At 50.4% G+C, this 15,805-nt stretch carries 16 protein-coding genes; 8 read left to right on the top strand and 8 right to left on the bottom strand.

Translation table 11 applies throughout. The features are described 5' to 3' along the window. Positions 1-75: 75 nt before the first annotated feature. From ACOTZF_RS06030 to ACOTZF_RS06015, 4 genes are all read right to left on the bottom strand, one after another. Positions 76-426 carry a hypothetical protein gene (locus ACOTZF_RS06030; RefSeq protein ID WP_421636053.1) on the bottom strand — a complete coding sequence of 117 codons (351 nt, stop codon included), beginning with the start codon at positions 424-426 and terminating at the stop codon, positions 76-78. A 54-nt stretch (positions 427-480) separates the two neighbouring features. Continuing rightward, on the bottom strand, positions 481-954 hold the full coding sequence (locus tag ACOTZF_RS06025; protein WP_129317841.1) for an HNH endonuclease signature motif containing protein: 474 nt from the start codon (positions 952-954) through the stop codon (positions 481-483). Positions 955-1,032: 78 nt separating this feature from the next. After that, positions 1,033-1,206 carry a hypothetical protein gene (locus ACOTZF_RS06020; RefSeq protein WP_164989325.1) on the bottom strand — a complete coding sequence of 58 codons (174 nt, stop codon included), beginning with the start codon at positions 1,204-1,206 and terminating at the stop codon, positions 1,033-1,035. A 1,389-nt stretch (positions 1,207-2,595) separates the two neighbouring features. Next, complete coding sequence (locus ACOTZF_RS06015) at positions 2,596-4,410, bottom strand: recombinase family protein (protein WP_164989326.1); 1,815 nt, start codon at positions 4,408-4,410, stop codon at positions 2,596-2,598. Between ACOTZF_RS06015 and ACOTZF_RS06010 the strand changes: the two genes are divergently transcribed. Continuing rightward, positions 4,409-5,059 (top strand): pyridoxal phosphatase, encoded by a 651-nt coding sequence (locus ACOTZF_RS06010; protein WP_164989327.1) that lies wholly within the window; start codon positions 4,409-4,411, stop codon positions 5,057-5,059. The genes ACOTZF_RS06015 and ACOTZF_RS06010 overlap by 2 nt on opposite strands. Here the strand turns inward: ACOTZF_RS06010 and modC are convergent, their stop codons facing one another. The 4 genes from modC to ACOTZF_RS05990 form a co-directional block, all read right to left on the bottom strand. Beyond that, positions 5,060-6,118, bottom strand: a complete 1,059-nt coding sequence (modC, locus tag ACOTZF_RS06005) for a molybdenum ABC transporter ATP-binding protein ModC (RefSeq protein ID WP_029882496.1) — start codon at positions 6,116-6,118, stop codon at positions 5,060-5,062. A gap of 2 nt (positions 6,119-6,120) precedes the next feature. After that, complete coding sequence (gene modB / locus ACOTZF_RS06000; protein WP_013097514.1) at positions 6,121-6,810, bottom strand: molybdate ABC transporter permease subunit; 690 nt, start codon at positions 6,808-6,810, stop codon at positions 6,121-6,123. Next, positions 6,807-7,583 (bottom strand): molybdate ABC transporter substrate-binding protein, encoded by a 777-nt coding sequence (modA, locus tag ACOTZF_RS05995; protein ID WP_040020661.1) that lies wholly within the window; start codon positions 7,581-7,583, stop codon positions 6,807-6,809. The genes modB and modA overlap by 4 nt, the downstream gene beginning before the upstream one ends. A 178-nt stretch (positions 7,584-7,761) precedes the next feature. Further along, positions 7,762-7,911 carry an AcrZ family multidrug efflux pump-associated protein gene (locus tag ACOTZF_RS05990; RefSeq protein ID WP_013097516.1) on the bottom strand — a complete coding sequence of 50 codons (150 nt, stop codon included), beginning with the start codon at positions 7,909-7,911 and terminating at the stop codon, positions 7,762-7,764. A gap of 129 nt (positions 7,912-8,040) precedes the next feature. Here ACOTZF_RS05990 and modE point away from each other — a divergent pair, with 129 nt between their 5' ends. The 7 genes from modE to gpmA all read left to right on the top strand — a co-directional run bounded on the left by modE (position 8,041) and on the right by gpmA (position 15,805). Then, complete coding sequence (gene modE / locus ACOTZF_RS05985) at positions 8,041-8,829, top strand: molybdenum-dependent transcriptional regulator (protein WP_040020659.1); 789 nt, start codon at positions 8,041-8,043, stop codon at positions 8,827-8,829. Between the two features lie 67 nt (positions 8,830-8,896). Then, a complete protein-coding gene (gene modF, locus ACOTZF_RS05980) occupies positions 8,897-10,369 on the top strand; it encodes a molybdate ABC transporter ATP-binding protein ModF (RefSeq protein WP_023622344.1) in 1,473 nt (490 codons plus the stop codon). A 201-nt stretch (positions 10,370-10,570) separates the two neighbouring features. Continuing rightward, on the top strand, positions 10,571-11,587 hold the full coding sequence (gene galE, locus ACOTZF_RS05975; protein WP_023622345.1) for a UDP-glucose 4-epimerase GalE: 1,017 nt from the start codon (positions 10,571-10,573) through the stop codon (positions 11,585-11,587). Between the two features lie 9 nt (positions 11,588-11,596). After that, positions 11,597-12,643 carry a galactose-1-phosphate uridylyltransferase gene (galT, locus tag ACOTZF_RS05970; RefSeq protein WP_013097520.1) on the top strand — a complete coding sequence of 349 codons (1,047 nt, stop codon included), beginning with the start codon at positions 11,597-11,599 and terminating at the stop codon, positions 12,641-12,643. 3 nt (positions 12,644-12,646) lie between these two features. After that, the gene (gene galK, locus ACOTZF_RS05965; RefSeq protein ID WP_129251508.1) at positions 12,647-13,795 is read left to right on the top strand and encodes a galactokinase; all 1,149 of its coding nucleotides are present in this window, start codon (positions 12,647-12,649) and stop codon (positions 13,793-13,795) included. After that, positions 13,789-14,832 (top strand): galactose-1-epimerase, encoded by a 1,044-nt coding sequence (gene galM, locus ACOTZF_RS05960; protein WP_129251509.1) that lies wholly within the window; start codon positions 13,789-13,791, stop codon positions 14,830-14,832. The genes galK and galM overlap by 7 nt, the downstream gene beginning before the upstream one ends. A gap of 220 nt (positions 14,833-15,052) precedes the next feature. Next, on the top strand, positions 15,053-15,805 hold the full coding sequence (gene gpmA / locus ACOTZF_RS05955; protein ID WP_008501111.1) for a 2,3-diphosphoglycerate-dependent phosphoglycerate mutase: 753 nt from the start codon (positions 15,053-15,055) through the stop codon (positions 15,803-15,805).

Raw genomic sequence — 15,805 nt, 5'->3', positions numbered from 1 at the left:
TCTGAATTTGCAGCGGGCTGGAGAAAGGGTCATTCTGAGAATGAAGATTCCGACGTTACTAACTGAGTGTTGTATCTAATCGTGGGGGCAGGTCACTTCCTTTACTAGTACTTCAAACGCCTGTGATACTAGCGTTGCTATGCGTTTGTACTTTTCACGCGATGATTTACTATCTGGATATTTTTGATTTTTATTCTGCCTGAATAATTTTAGATGTTCAAATACCATCACTTCACTGAATTCAGGAGCATTCTTTACTATCGCAAATACATCTTCTTCCGGTACACGGTGTTTACCTAGAAAAGTACTTTCCTGGATTATTCCACGCATTACTTCTTTTGCTTCACTAGATAGTGAATTAAAGCAAATGAAACGTAGTTCATTCTGGATCATTTGATTATTGTGTATTGTTTCTTTTCTTGCCATTATAATTCCCCTTTAATATGGGGCTGTCACTCCTACATGATAGCCCCTAAGTTATTATGCTTTTTTGATAATTCTTGTGTAACTATGTCGTGTAGTATTACGGTTCCATAGTTGATTGAAGTGAGATGTAATCCCAATGTATGAGTACTTTCCAGTATTCCACGCATCAATGATTTGTGCTTTCTCTTCTTCGGTGAATCTATTCCAGCTACGTTTATTTTTCGCTTTAGCCATATTCTCTTTTTGTGTAATCCATTGTAGGTTATCCACGTGATTGTTTAGAGGATTACCATCAATATGATCAACAACTAATTTCAATGATTCATCACGTTCAATAAAAGTTTCTGCGATTAGTCGATGAACTTCTACAGTTCTACTATCACCACCTTTGACAGATAGTGTTACTTTGTAGTACCCATTAGATTTTGAAGGGGTTAGCTTTAGTAGTGTTTCTGTCTTAGTATTGAATACATCACCTTCATTACTTACTACATAATATTCATATTTCGTTTCTTTCCATATTTTCATATATAACTTCCATATTACCCGCGTTACTTCCTGTAATCGCGTTTCTACTTATTGTGTGGTTAGTAGACAACCAATTAATTACTTACTGTTTAGTACAATGTACTGATCAATTAAGTAACCTACAGCAGAAGATAGAGTACCTTTTGATACCTTACCTTCATCAATCAATTTCTTTAGTACCTCAACCTGTGAATTAGATAAACGTGCGGTTATTACGTTATCTTTTCTATCCTTAGATTTATTATTATTCATTTAATTAACTCATGTAATTTGTATACGTATACGTTATTTATCCCAAGCAAAAAAGATAGCCCTTTTTAGGGGGCTATACTTTAGCAATATAGGAGAATTATAATGTTACCATCTATTTAGTCTCTGATGGCTGGAGAATTGAATTATACTTCGCAGTTCGGCTAGGTGAACATTTTCGATCATTCAAAAAGCCATATCTATATTATAGGACATTTTTTGCGTCTGTCCCAAATATGTTGTAGATACCTACATTATACCGTGAAAAAATCACCCGATCCAAAATTCTTAGGTTTTTTTCTTGCGTAATACATTAGTACTTTTATTTATGTATTGTCTTACGTGACGTTCTACAAATCGTATCTTTATTGGAAGTGCTAGTACTGTGAGAATCATAAACATCAATACTAGTATTGTGTAGATTGGGAATAGTAAGAATTCAATTAAAAGTTTTAGCATGTATACGCCTCCTGTATTGTATACATTTATTTATATAAAGAGGCGTAATCATGTGAGTTATTGTAATAGAAGTACTGATATGAACATACCAGGTTAGAACATTTCAATACTTATAGCCCCTGAATCTTTTCAGGGGCTATAAGAAGGTAATGTACCTTTAACCGTCGACAAACGGTAGAGGCGGCAACCTTATTTCAGTACTACCATTCACCAACAGGAATTTTGGCTTTTGTATTATATCAAATAGAAGGTTTTTTCACCAAGAAAAATCTCACATCGCCTAATATCAGTCACCCTCACAAATCACTTAACGCAAATCTTCGCTGTAACGCGTTTTGAGAGGCTCTATTACAAAACCACACCAACGCATTGCCATATACGAAAAAGCCTCGTATACGAGCGTACACGAGGCCAAAATTAATTTTAAAACGTATAAATCTTGTTTTTAAAATAATCAGATAGTTCTCAGAAAGTTAGATAGTCTGCGTTTCGATTTATGATAGCTTTTACTATTCAACGTTAATGATAGTTAGCTTTACTATTGTTCTTCAAACATAAAAACACCCTGCTAATACCATCAAATACTAGCAGGGCAAAAAAATGTATCGTATTTCGCTTACGTCCCATGATAACTATCATCAAAGTACTGCTAACTACTCAACTGATACTACTTTATTATTATTGTCAATTTAACTATAGACTACTTTCAAGTACATCGCTATGTACTTTGGAAGTAACGTTAGATTTATCACAAAAATACATGTAACGATTGTTAGTTACATTTTTAAAAGAGAAATACTATCATTACTCAACTTTGTGTTTTTCAAAAAATCTTCACGGCTGAAGCAAGATTCTAAAATAGCATTTTTGATGGCTCTGCTGACGTTACCAGTTAATTAAGAGGTTTCTTTCGTTTTATGTTTAGGATACTCGTTACTTAGTGAATAAGAAACTCATATTGTTTCGCATCCAAACACCTACGGCATCACATCGATCTACAGCATCTATATAGTTCAGCAATAGCGAGTAATCAATGATTGTAAGATCTTCTTTAGTCTGCTGAAAACGGATCTCACCATCTTTAACACTAATTACGAAAGATGGTGTGTAATAGAATTTAGTACCATCAACATTTTCAATGATCACCTCACTGATTAACTTTTGTTCTTTCTTCTTATTCTCTATAAAAAGGACATGCCTTTTCAGCTCGTTCTGCTTGTAGATAATGTCAATTGTGTAAAAATTGCCGTTACGCTTTAGACTAATATTAGAAACAATCTTGTTAAGTTCATTCTCATAACGTGTGCGTATGTCGACGTTATTCACATTATATAATTCAGCAACATTAACATCCTGTAGTACTGGTACATCTACTTGTACTGTAGCTAATGAAGCCTGACGTGCTAATAATTTTTCTAACTCTAACTTGGCATCATCCAATTCTTCCCGCATTTCAAAAGAGACAGCTTTACCAGCATTTTTACGCCGTTCAATACCATTTTCATAGTTAGTGATCTGATCCTTAACTTGATCAATTTGAATACGTATCACTTCAATTTCAGGATTGAATTCTTGTTCTTTAATCACAGTGTTTAGATCCATGCCTAATAAATGCTCTACTACAAAACGCTCTACTGTTTCATAGGTCATAGCTTTATTTTCGCAAAGTCCATCACGTTCGTTGAGGCAACGAATGTATCTATATTCCTCGATTTTCGGATCGCCTTTCTTTGGTGTACGTTTAGCACGAACCACATTATGATACATTGACCCGCCGCATTCTGTACAACGTGCGATACCACTAAACAAATTACTTTTAATCAGTACTTCTTCCTGCCCTTCTTTCTTCACAGTAATACGACCAGCATTAGGACGACGAGATTTTAGCAATTCCTGTACTAATTCAAATTCATCTTCACTAATTACTACAGGGTACACGTCCATATCGTACTTTTTCTGAGTTACTGGATTATCAATATCATCATGATTACGGATGATTTCAGAAATGAAAATCTTACCAGTTACGCGGCGATTAGTAAGAATTTTATGTACAAGCTCACCAGTCCACGGACGATTAAATTTATATTGCTCACCTTCTTTCGTCTGAAGTTGTTTAGCAATCGTGGGGCATCCCATGCCAGTTTGATAAAGAGCAAATATCTCTTTAACTACTGCCGCTTTATGATTAAGCACATACTTATCATTTTCTACTTCGATCCATTGAGGACGTTTATTAGTTACTATAGTACCTTTGTTGAATGCTTGTTCGCGTTTCTTCGCCCACCCTTTACGAATACGATCACTTTTATACTTAGATTCATCATATGCCCGTTGAGCATTCATCATTACAAAAGGTAGATCTTTAGAATTACTACGGCTGATAACTATGTTAGCCATTACATCATGAATAGCTACGTTATGTGCCATTAGAGCATTGATGTAACCCATCACATCAAACGGGTTCTGGCGGCTAAAGCGGTCTATAGATTCCACTACCAATATAGAACTATCCCACATACCATAACGTACTTGTTCCATCCATGCCCCTAACTCACCCTCAGAGATGTTTAAACCCTTAAAGGCTGAGACACCTTGATCCGATAGTACTACTGGGGCTGGATCATCCATGTCCGCACAAATGCCAGTACGCTCTAAGTAGCCTTCTAATAGTTCTGCTTGGCGTGCGATTCCTAACCCATCGAGCTGCTGATCCGAGCTAACACGATGATACACAAATACTTTTTTCATGTTAAACCTTTTAATTTCTGTTTGTATAAGCATAACACACTTGTATGATTATCAAGCAAAAAAGGTTTTAGAATCCGACCCGCTGCCGGTTCCCCAGGCATTGCAGTTAATTGATCTGCTGGATGAACATGCGATCCACGGCCTGATGTATGTCGATAATGCGATGGTCTATGAGCGCCCGACCGGCCACGTTATCCGCACCACCAACTGGGCTCAGTCTCTGCCAGAAGCGCAGCGTCCGGTCTTTACCCAGGTCTCTTCCCTGCGCCAGGCGGCTCAGGATGTTGAGGCTATCTGGAAATTCGCGTTGACCGATGAAGATACCACCAAACTGAATACCTTCGCGAAACACGTTGAACAGGCGCTGGGTCTGGAGTGCGAATGGTCCTGGCATGACCAGGTGGATATTGCCCGTAAAGGCAACAGCAAAGGTAAACGCCTGACGCAGTTCGTGGAGTCTCAGGGGTGGTCAATGCAGGATGTGATCGCCTTTGGCGATAACTACAACGACATCAGCATGCTGGAAGCCGCCGGAACGGGCGTGGCAATGGGCAATGCCGATGACGCGGTGAAAGCGCGCGCTAACGTGGTGATTGGCGATAACACCACCGACAGCATCGCGCAGTATATTTATACCCACCTGCTGTAATCAGGTGGTAATGGAGACGCTCTTGATTTGCGCGTAAAGCCACAGGCCAGGTTTGATCCCTAACTCATCCCTGGCCCACGGGCTGATCCGTGCCCAAAGCGTCCTGCTCCCCACCTCAAGCTGCACCTCTACCTGACCGTTATCATCAAAACACTCGGCGACCTTCGCGCGCAGGATATTTCGGATACTGGTCTGCAGCGGAGGCTGTAAAACCAGAGAGACATCCGACGCCTGAATACGAATACGCAGCGCCGACTGCAGGGGCTTGTCGATTTTATTCACCCACAGGTGCTGGTCGCCCAACGCCAGGGCGGTCATCGCGTAATGCGGGTGGTGCTCCAGCACGCTCACCTTCAGGATACTGCTCTGCTGCTCCCGGGGCAGCCACGGGTGCATGACGCTACTGCCCCAGACCTCTTCAAGATTGCCAAACGCCTTTACGCTGCCGTTTTCAAGTACCAGTACGTTATCCGCCAGATGCAGAATTTCATCCAGGGAGTGGCTGACGTACAGCATCGGGATCTTGATTTCACGCGCCAGGCGCTGGAGATACGGCAGGAGTTCACGTTTACGCGGAATATCCAGCGAGGCCAGCGGCTCATCAAGCAGCAGGAGTTCGGGGGCGGTGAGCAACGCGCGCCCTATCGCCACTCGCTGTTTCTCACCGCCGGAGAGCGAGGAAGGCAACCGGTCAAGCAGTGGCTCAATGCCCAGCAGCGCCACCAGCTTGTCAAACTGCGCGGCCATGCTTTTGGCCATGCCATAACGCAGATTCCCGCGCACGCTGTAGTGCGGGAATAACCGCGCATCCTGAAACACATAGCCAATACGCCGTTTATCCGGCGTCAGGTAAATCTTGTTTTCAACGTCATTCAGGACGCGATTATTCAGCACAATGCGCCCTGCCTGAGGACGTGTCAGGCCACCGATCGCATTAATGAGCGAGGTTTTCCCGGCGCCGGAGACCCCAAAGATGGCGGTGATGCCGGTGGCAGGCAGCGTCTCGTCCAGTGTAAGGGTGTGGTTTCCCAGCGTCTGGGTGAAATGAAGTTCCAGCATAACTATTTCCCCATCCGCTCGCGGCTGAGTCGCGCCAGCCATTCAGAGACCAGCAGCGATATCAGCGCCAGCACAATTGAGATAACACACAGACGCGCCGCAGCACCTTCGCCACCCGGCGTCTGTATCAGCGTATACATGGCCGAAGGGATCGTCCGCGTTTCACCGGGGATGTTCGAAACAAAGGTAATGGTGGCACCGAATTCACCCAGCGAACGGGCAAAGGCCAGTACCGTACCGACAATAATGCCCGGCAGCGTGAGCGGTAGCGTAATGGTGAAAAAGACGCGCCAGCGCCCGGCCCCCAGCGTGCGGGCGGCCTGTTCCAGTTTGATATCCACCCCTTCCAGCGCCAGGCGGATAGCCCTCACCATCAGCGGAAATGACATCACCGCCGCGGCCAGCACCGCACCGCGCCAGCTAAAGGCAAAGGTCAGCCCGAACCAGTCGTACAGCCATTGGCCGATAAACCCGCGTCGGCCCATGGACACCAGCAGCAGATATCCCACCACGACGGGCGGCAACACCAGCGGAAGATGGAGAACGCTGTCAAGTAGCGCTTTGCCGGGAAACTTACAGCGCACCAGCAACCAGGCAAAGAAGATCCCAAAGGGCAAACTTAGCGCAACCGCCAGGGAAGAGACTTTCAGGCTCAGCAGTACAGCCTGCCATTCAGGATCGGTCAATATCATTCGTGAGTCGTAAATCCATAACGTTTAAAGATTGCGGACGCTTCCGGCCCCTTCAGGTACGCCTGGAAGGCCGTCACGGTCGCATTTTTATGTCCATCAACAATCGCAACAGGATATTCCACTTTCTTGTGGGCGTCTTCCGGGAACGTGCCAACCACTTTGACCCCCTTGCTGGCAACGGCATCCGAGCCGTAGACAATGCCCAGCGGAGCCTCATTGCGTTCCACCAGCGCCAGCGCACCGCGTACGTCTTCCGCCGGCGCCAAATCTGAAGACAGTGTCTGCCACGCGCCCAGTTTCTGCAGGGCCTCTTTCGCGTAAATCCCAGCCGGTACATGGTCCGGATCGCCCACTGCCAGCCGGCCACCGTTCAGAAGACGCGTCCAGTGAGTCTCTTTGTTGATGGTGATGTCACCCTGCGGACTGGCTTTTGGCGCGACCACGACAAGGCTATTCCCCAGCAGCGTTTCGCGGGTTGTGGTATCCACGGCTTTCTTATCAACGGCGTAATCCATCCATTTCTGATCGGCAGAGATGAACAGATCGGCCGGTGCCCCCGCTTCAATCTGGCGCGCCAGTGTAGAAGAAGACGCAAAAGAGGAGACGACGTCGATGTTCTTCTCTTTTTTATACGCAGCAGCAATATCCTGCATCGCATTCGTCAGCGACGCCGCCGCAAAAACCGTAATTTTACCTTCGTCGGCCAGCGCGTGTCCGGTTAGCGAAAGTGCCAGCGTTGCCCCTGCGAAAAAGCGTAACCCTGTACGTGCCATCTGTAGCTCCTGTGAGTTTCGTTATATACGCAATAATATAACGACAACGCCGGAGATATCCCAGCGTTAAATCGTACCGATCAAGAGGTACAATTACCGGATGCTTTAAATCATATCGGCGATGACGAAAAATACTTGAGAGCAAAACGCCCGGGCAAGCCGGGCGTTTTGTGGGGAATCAGTGCTGCTTTTTAGCGCGGTCTCTGTGACCAATGTTCGAAAAGACGTTGAACACTTCACCCAGGCCGTAGATGGCACCGAGGATGATGGCCATCACTACTGGTACCATGATCACGGCGAATACCAGACTTTTCAACAACTCTAACATGGTTTTCTCCAGATATTGTGGACGGCTTATTCTACCCTGAAAAGTAAGAAAAACATCCCCTTTTGTGCGGTCCCCTTTGCGCCCTGTGCCATTTGGTTCACAATAGCCCTTTTGTCAGGACACTCCGTTATGCAGGCTGAAATTCTCCTTACCCTACGACTTCAGCAGAAGCTTTTCGCCGATCCGCGACGTATCGCCCTGCTTAAACAAATAGAACAAACGGGTTCAATAAGCCAGGGGGCAAAGAACGCGGGCATTAGTTATAAAAGCGCCTGGGACGCGATCAATGACATGAATACCCTGAGCGAGCAGATGCTGGTTGAGCGAGCCACGGGCGGCAAAGGGGGCGGTGGCGCCGTGCTGACCCGCTACGGCCAGCGTCTGATTCAGCTTTATGACCTGCTGGCCCAGATCCAGCAGAAAGCGTTCGATGTGCTAAGTGACGATGATAACCTCCCGCTGGACAGCCTGTTAGCCGCCATTTCTCGCTTCTCACTCCAGACCAGCGCCCGCAACCAGTGGTTTGGCACGGTCACCGCACGCGATAACGGGCAGGTCCAGCAACATATCGAGATCCTGCTTGCCGACGGCACCACCCGCCTGAAAGCCGCGATTACCGCCCAAAGCGGAGAGCGTCTGGGGCTGGATGAAGGCAAGGAGGTGCTGGTGTTGCTGAAAGCGCCGTGGGTCGCAGTGACGCGCGATGCCGAACGCGCCAAAGCGGCAGACAACCAGCTGCAGGGCACCATCCAGCACATTGAACGTGGTGAAGCGCAGTGTGAGGTCCTGATGACCCTGCCGGACGGCCAGGTGCTGTGCGCGACGGTTGCCCTGAGCGAGGCGCACGAATTAGAAGAAGGTGCTGTAGTCACCGCATATTTCAACGCAGACCGGGTAATTATCGCCACATTGTGCTGAGCGGATTGACAAGCGTGTCGACAGTGAGTATCCCTGACATCTGATGCTGCAAAAAATGGGATAAATCATGTCATCATTGCATATTTCGCAAGGTACGTTTCGTCTTGGCGATACCCGAACGCTGACGCTGCCAGATTTAACACTCCATGCGGGTGAAAGCTGGGCATTTGTGGGCACCAACGGAAGCGGCAAGTCCGCGCTGGCCCGGGCGCTGGCCGGAGAGCTCACCTTGCTTAAAGGTGAACGCCAGAGCCATTTTACGCGTACGACGCGCCTGTCGTTTGAACAGTTGCAGAAGCTGGTGAGCGATGAATGGCAGCGTAACAACACGGACCTCCTCAGCCCGGGCGAAGAAGACACGGGCCGCACAACGGCAGAAATTATTCAGGATGAAGTCAACAATCCTGCCCGTTGTCAGCAGCTGGCGGAGCAGTTTGGCATCACCGCCCTTCTCAACCGCCGCTTCAAATACCTTTCTACCGGCGAGACGCGTAAAACGCTGCTCTGCCAGGCGCTGATGAGTGAACCTGAGCTGTTAATCCTGGATGAGCCGTTCGACGGTCTGGACGTGCAGTCCCGCGCCCAGCTGGCGGACCTGCTGGCCTCGCTTAACCAGCAGGGCTACACCCTTGTGCTGGTGCTTAACCGTTTTGATGAAATCCCGGATTTTGTGCAGAACGCCGGGGTGCTGGCGGACTGCAGCCTTACCGAAACCGGCGAAAAATCGGTACTGCTGAAGCAGGCGTTGATTGCCCAACTGGCGCACAGCGAAAAGCTCGACGGCATTACCCTGCCCGAACCCGATGCCCCTTCGGTACGTCTCGCTTTAGATCCCAATCAGCCGCGGATTGTGCTGCGTGACGGGGTGGTCTCTTATGACGATCGTCCGATCCTGAATCATCTCAGCTGGACGGTTAATCCGGGCGAACACTGGCAGATTGTCGGTCCCAACGGCGCGGGGAAATCGACGCTGCTGAGTCTGATCACCGGCGATCACCCGCAGGGCTACAGTAACGATCTGACCCTGTTTGGCCGCCGTCGCGGAAGCGGTGAAACCATCTGGGATATCAAAAAGCATATCGGCTATGTCAGCAGCAGCCTGCATCTGGATTACCGGGTCAGCACCACCGTACGCAATGTGATCCTCTCCGGGTACTTTGATTCCATCGGTATTTATCAGGCGGTATCGGACAAACAGCACAAGCTGGCCCAGCAGTGGCTGGATATTCTGGGGATGGACAACCGGGTCGCTGACGCGCCGTTTCACAGTCTGTCCTGGGGGCAGCAGCGTCTGGCATTGATCGTCCGGGCGCTGGTGAAACACCCGACCCTGCTGATCCTCGATGAGCCGCTTCAGGGGCTGGATCCGCTGAACCGCCAGCTGATCCGTCGCTTTGTGGATGTGCTGATTGGCGAAGGTGAGACCCAGTTACTGTTTGTCTCACATCATGCTGAAGACGCACCGGCCTGCATCACGCACCGTCTGGAGTTTATCCCGGACGGTGAGCACTATCGCTACCTGCTGAGCAAAATCGATTAACTTCCGGAGGGCGCCGCCCTCCGCTTTTCAGATAACCTGCAGTGATACTTCTTTATCTCTTTGATCTACAATGCGAGTGGATCAAAAAAAAGCGGGTTTGAAAAACAGTGTAAACGATTCCACTAATTTATCCCATGTCACACTTTTCACGTCTCTGTTATGCTATGGTTATTACATACCATAAGCCTAATGGAGCGAAATATGCGAGTTCTGGTAACAGGTGGTAGCGGTTACATAGGAAGTCATACCTGTGTGCAACTGCTGCAAAACGGTCATGATGTCATCATCCTCGACAACCTGTGCAATAGTAAGCGCAGCGTGCTGCCTGTGATTGAACGTCTTGGCGGAAAACAGCCGACTTTCGTCGAAGGTGACATCCGCAATGAAGCGTTGATGACCGAGATCCTCCACGACCACGCCATTGAAACGGTGATCCACTTCGCTGGCCTGAAAGCGGTCGGTGAGTCGGTCGCGAAGCCGCTTGAGTATTACGACAACAACGTCAACGGTACCCTGCGTCTTATCTCCGCCATGCGCGCGGCGAACGTCAAAAACTTCATCTTTAGCTCATCCGCCACCGTCTACGGCGATCAGCCCAAAATTCCTTACGTTGAAAGCTTCCCCACCGGTACGCCACAAAGCCCGTACGGCAAAAGCAAACTGATGGTGGAACAGATCCTGACCGACCTGCAAAAAGCACAACCGGAGTGGAGCATCGCCCTGCTGCGCTACTTCAACCCGGTCGGCGCCCATCCGTCAGGCGATATGGGTGAAGATCCGCAGGGTATTCCAAATAACCTGATGCCGTATATCGCACAGGTGGCGGTGGGCCGCCGCGAGTCGCTGGCGGTGTTCGGCAATGACTATCCAACTGAAGATGGCACCGGCGTGCGTGATTACATCCACGTTATGGATCTGGCCGACGGCCACGTGGCAGCAATGCAGCAGTTGGCCGACAAACCGGGCGTGCATATTTACAACCTCGGCGCCGGTATTGGCAGCAGCGTGCTGGATGTGGTTAACGCCTTCAGCAAAGCCTGCGGTAAGCCGGTCAACTATCACTTCGCCCCCCGCCGCGAAGGAGACCTCCCGGCATACTGGGCTGATGCAACCAAAGCCGATAAAGAGCTTAACTGGCGTGTTACCCGCACGCTGGATGAAATGGCACAGGATACCTGGCACTGGCAGTCTCGCCACCCACAAGGTTATCCGGACTAAGGATCCGTCATGACTTCATTCAATCCCGTCGATCATCCGCATCGTCGTTTTAACCCGCTTAGCGGGCAATGGATTTTGGTGTCTCCGCATCGCGCCAAGCGCCCCTGGCAGGGGGCGCAAGAGACGCCTGCAAAACAGACGCTGCCACAGCACGACCCGGACTGCTTCCTGTGTCCGGGCAACACCCGCGTAACGGGAGATAAAAACCCGGACTACAAAGGCACCTTCGTTTTCACCAACGATTTTGCCGCGCTCATGACCGACACGCCGGACGCGCCGCAGAGCGATGATCCGCTGATGCGTTGTGAAAGCGCCCGGGGAACCAGCCGCGTGATCTGCTTCTCGCCCGATCACAGCAAAACGCTACCGGAGCTTAGCGTTGATGCGCTGAAAGAGGTGGTGAGCACCTGGCAGGCACAAACTGCGGAGCTGGGCCAGACTTATCCGTGGGTGCAGGTATTCGAAAATAAAGGCGCCGCGATGGGCTGCTCTAACCCGCATCCACACGGGCAGATCTGGGCGAACAGTTTCCTGCCCAACGAAGCCGAACGAGAAGATCGCCTGCAAAAAGCCTATTACGCGGAAAACGGCTCCCCGATGCTGGTGGACTACACCCGGCGTGAACTGGCCGACGGTAGCCGTACTGTGGTCGAAACGGAACACTGGCTGGCCGTTGTGCCGTACTGGGCGGCGTGGCCCTTTGAAACGCTGCTGCTGCCTAAAGCACATGTTCAGCGCATTACGGATCTCAGCGACGCACAGCGTGACGATCTTGCGCTGGCGCTGAAAAAGCTGACCAGCCGTTACGACAATCTGTTCCAGTGCTCCTTCCCGTACTCAATGGGCTGGCACGGCGCACCGTTTAACGGCGAAGAGAATCAACACTGGCAGTTGCATGCCCATTTCTATCCGCCGCTGCTGCGTTCTGCGACGGTGCGTAAATTTATGGTGGGCTATGAAATGCTGGCGGAAACCCAGCGTGACCTGACGGCAGAACAGGCCGCAGAACGCCTGCGTGCCGTTAGCGATGTCCATTATCGCGAATCAGGAGTCTAATAAATGAGTCTGAAAGATAAAACACAATCCCTGTTTGCTGAAAAATTTGGCTACCCTGCCACCCACGTTATCCAGGCACCTGGCCGCGTAAACCTGATTGGTGAACACACCGACTACAACGACGGTTTTGTTCTGCCCTGTGCCATTGATTACCAGACGGTGATCGCCTGCGCAAAGCGCGATGACCACAAAGTGCGCGTGATTGCGGCGGATTACGGTAATGAGATGGACGAGTTTTCCCTCGATGCCCCGATTGTTATCCACGACAGCCAGCAGTGGTCCAACTATGTGCGCGGCGTGGTGAAACATCTGCAAAAGCGTAACAAGAATTTTGGCGGTGCAGATCTCGTCATCAGCGGCAACGTGCCACAAGGGGCCGGTTTAAGCTCGTCGGCATCCCTGGAAGTGGCGGTGGGAACCGTCTTCCAGCAGCTGTACCATCTGCCGCTGGACGGGGCGCAAATCGCACTGAACGGCCAGGAAGCGGAGAATCAGTTTGTGGGCTGCAACTGCGGCATCATGGACCAGCTTATCTCCGCGCTGGGCAAAAAAGAGCATGCGTTACTGATTGACTGCCGAACGCTTGGAACCAAAGCCGTTCCCCTGCCAAAGGGTGCCGCGGTCGTGATTATCAACAGCAACTTTAAACGTACGCTGGTGGGCAGCGAGTACAACACCCGCCGCGAGCAGTGCGAAACCGGCGCACGCTTCTTCCAGCAGCCGGCCCTGCGCGACGTGACGCTTGATGAATTCAACAAAGTGGCGCACGAGCTGGATCCGGTAGTGGCAAAACGCGTTCGTCATGTGCTGACCGAAAACGCCCGAACCGTTGAAGCCGCTTCCGCGCTGGCAAAAGGAGACCTGAAACGTATGGGGGAACTGATGGCAGAGTCCCACGCCTCCATGCGCGATTACTTCGAAATCACCGTTCCGCAAATCGACACCCTGGTGGAGATTGTCAAAGCGGTCATCGGCGATAAAGGCGGTGTACGCATGACGGGCGGTGGTTTTGGTGGCTGCATCGTCGCTCTGGTGCCGGAAGATCTCGTCCCGGCCGTCCAGTCGGCGGTGGAGAAACAGTACGAAGCCAAAACGGGCATTAAAGAAACGTTCTATGTTTGTAAAGCATCACAAGGAGCCGGACAGTGCTAAACGAAACGCCAACCCTCGCACCGGATGGTCTGCCGTATCGCCTGTTAACCCTGCGCAACAGCGCGGGGATGGTTGTTACGCTCATGGACTGGGGTGCCACCCTACTTTCCGCCCGCGTACCAATGCCAGACGGCAGCGTGCGCGAAACCCTTCTCGGCTGCGCCTCGCCTGAGCAGTATATCAACCAGGCCGCCTATCTTGGCGCGTCCGTCGGGCGCTATGCGAACCGCATTGCGAAAAGCCGTTTTGAGCTCGACGGTGTTCGCTACACGTTGCTGCCAAGCCAGGGTGAGAACCAGCTGCATGGTGGACCGGAAGGATTTGACAAACGCCGCTGGAAAATTGTCCAGCAAAACGACCGGGGAGTGCTATTTTCACTTGACTCGCTGGATGGCGACCAGGGATTCCCGGGTAACCTTACCGCGTTTGCACGCTTTACGCTGACCGACGACAACCGTATCGCCATTGAATACCGTGCGACGGTCGATAAGCCTTGTCCGGTCAACCTGACCAACCACGCCTACTTCAATCTGGACGGTAATCAGTGCGATGTGCGTAACCATAAGCTGCAGATCCTTGCGGATGCCTATTTGCCGGTGGACGAGATGGGCATTCCGTATCAGGGGCTGAAGCCCGTGGAAGGTACCAGCTTTGACTTCCGCAACGCAAAATCCATCGCCCAGGATTTCCTGAGCGATGACGATCAGCGCAAGGTGAAAGGTTACGACCACGCGTTCCTGCTGCACGCACAAGGCGATGTGAAACAGCCTGCTGCACAGGTCTGGTCTGCGGATGAAAAACTGCAGATGACGGTCTACACCAGCGCCCCTGCCCTGCAATTCTACTCCGGTAACTATCTTGGCGGGACAACCGCACGTGAGCACGGCGAGTACAGCGACTGGCAAGGTCTGGCGCTGGAAAGCGAGTTCCTGCCGGACAGCCCGAACCATCCCGAATGGCCACAGCCGGACTGTGTGCTGCGCCCGGGTGAAGAGTACGTCAGCGTCACCGAGTATCATTTTACTCCGCACGCTTAACCTCCGGCCGCAACATCGTCAGCCCTCCCCTGGAGGGCTTTTTTCTGCACGCCTTGCTGAAAATAGCGCCAATCGCAGACAAAATCATAACCCTGGATTCACAAGCACCTTACACTCAGAGACTATTTTCGCTATGGTTAGGGTTAAGCGTTGCTGCTGGCACGGCCACGGCAATATAATGAGAATTGTTATCATTCTAAAAATGCTTGAGGAGTAAGAGATGGCTATTACTAAGCTGGTTCTGGTGCGCCACGGCGAAAGCCAGTGGAACAACGAAAACCGCTTCACCGGTTGGTACGACGTTGATCTGTCTGAGAAAGGCGTAAGCGAAGCAAAAGCAGCAGGTAAACTGCTGAAAGAAGAAGGCTTCAGCTTTGATTTTGCTTACACCTCTGTGCTGAAACGTGCCATCCACACCCTGTGGAACGTGCTGGACGAGCTGGATCAGGCCTGGCTGCCGGTTGAGAAATCCTGGAAACTGAACGAGCGTCACTACGGTGCGCTGCAGGGTCTGAACAAAGCCGAAACCGCTGAGAAGTACGGTGACGAGCAGGTTAAACAGTGGCGTCGCGGCTTCGCGGTAACCCCACCAGAGCTAACCAAAGATGACGAGCGCTATCCGGGCCACGACCCGCGTTACGCGAAACTGACCGACGCTGAGCTGCCAACCACCGAGAGCCTGGCGCTGACCATTGACCGCGTTGTTCCTTACTGGAACGAAACCATTCTGCCACGCCTGAAAAGCGGTGAGCGCGTGATCATCGCCGCTCACGGTAACTCCCTGCGTGCGCTGGTGAAATACCTGGACAACATGGGTGAAGACGAGATCCTCGAACTGAACATCCCGACTGGCGTACCGCTGGTGTATGAGTTCGACGAAAACTTCAAGCCAATCAAACACTACTATCTGGGTAACGCGGATGAGATCGCAGCGAAAGCCGCGGCTGTTGCGAACCAGGGTAAAGCGAAGTAA

It is taken from the genome of Enterobacter cloacae complex sp. SHL021 (assembly GCF_049237765.1).
GTDB classification, from domain to species: domain Bacteria; phylum Pseudomonadota; class Gammaproteobacteria; order Enterobacterales; family Enterobacteriaceae; genus Enterobacter; species Enterobacter cloacae.
Note: the sequence above shows the minus strand (reverse complement) of the source record. Positions and strands in the feature narration are given on the sequence as shown.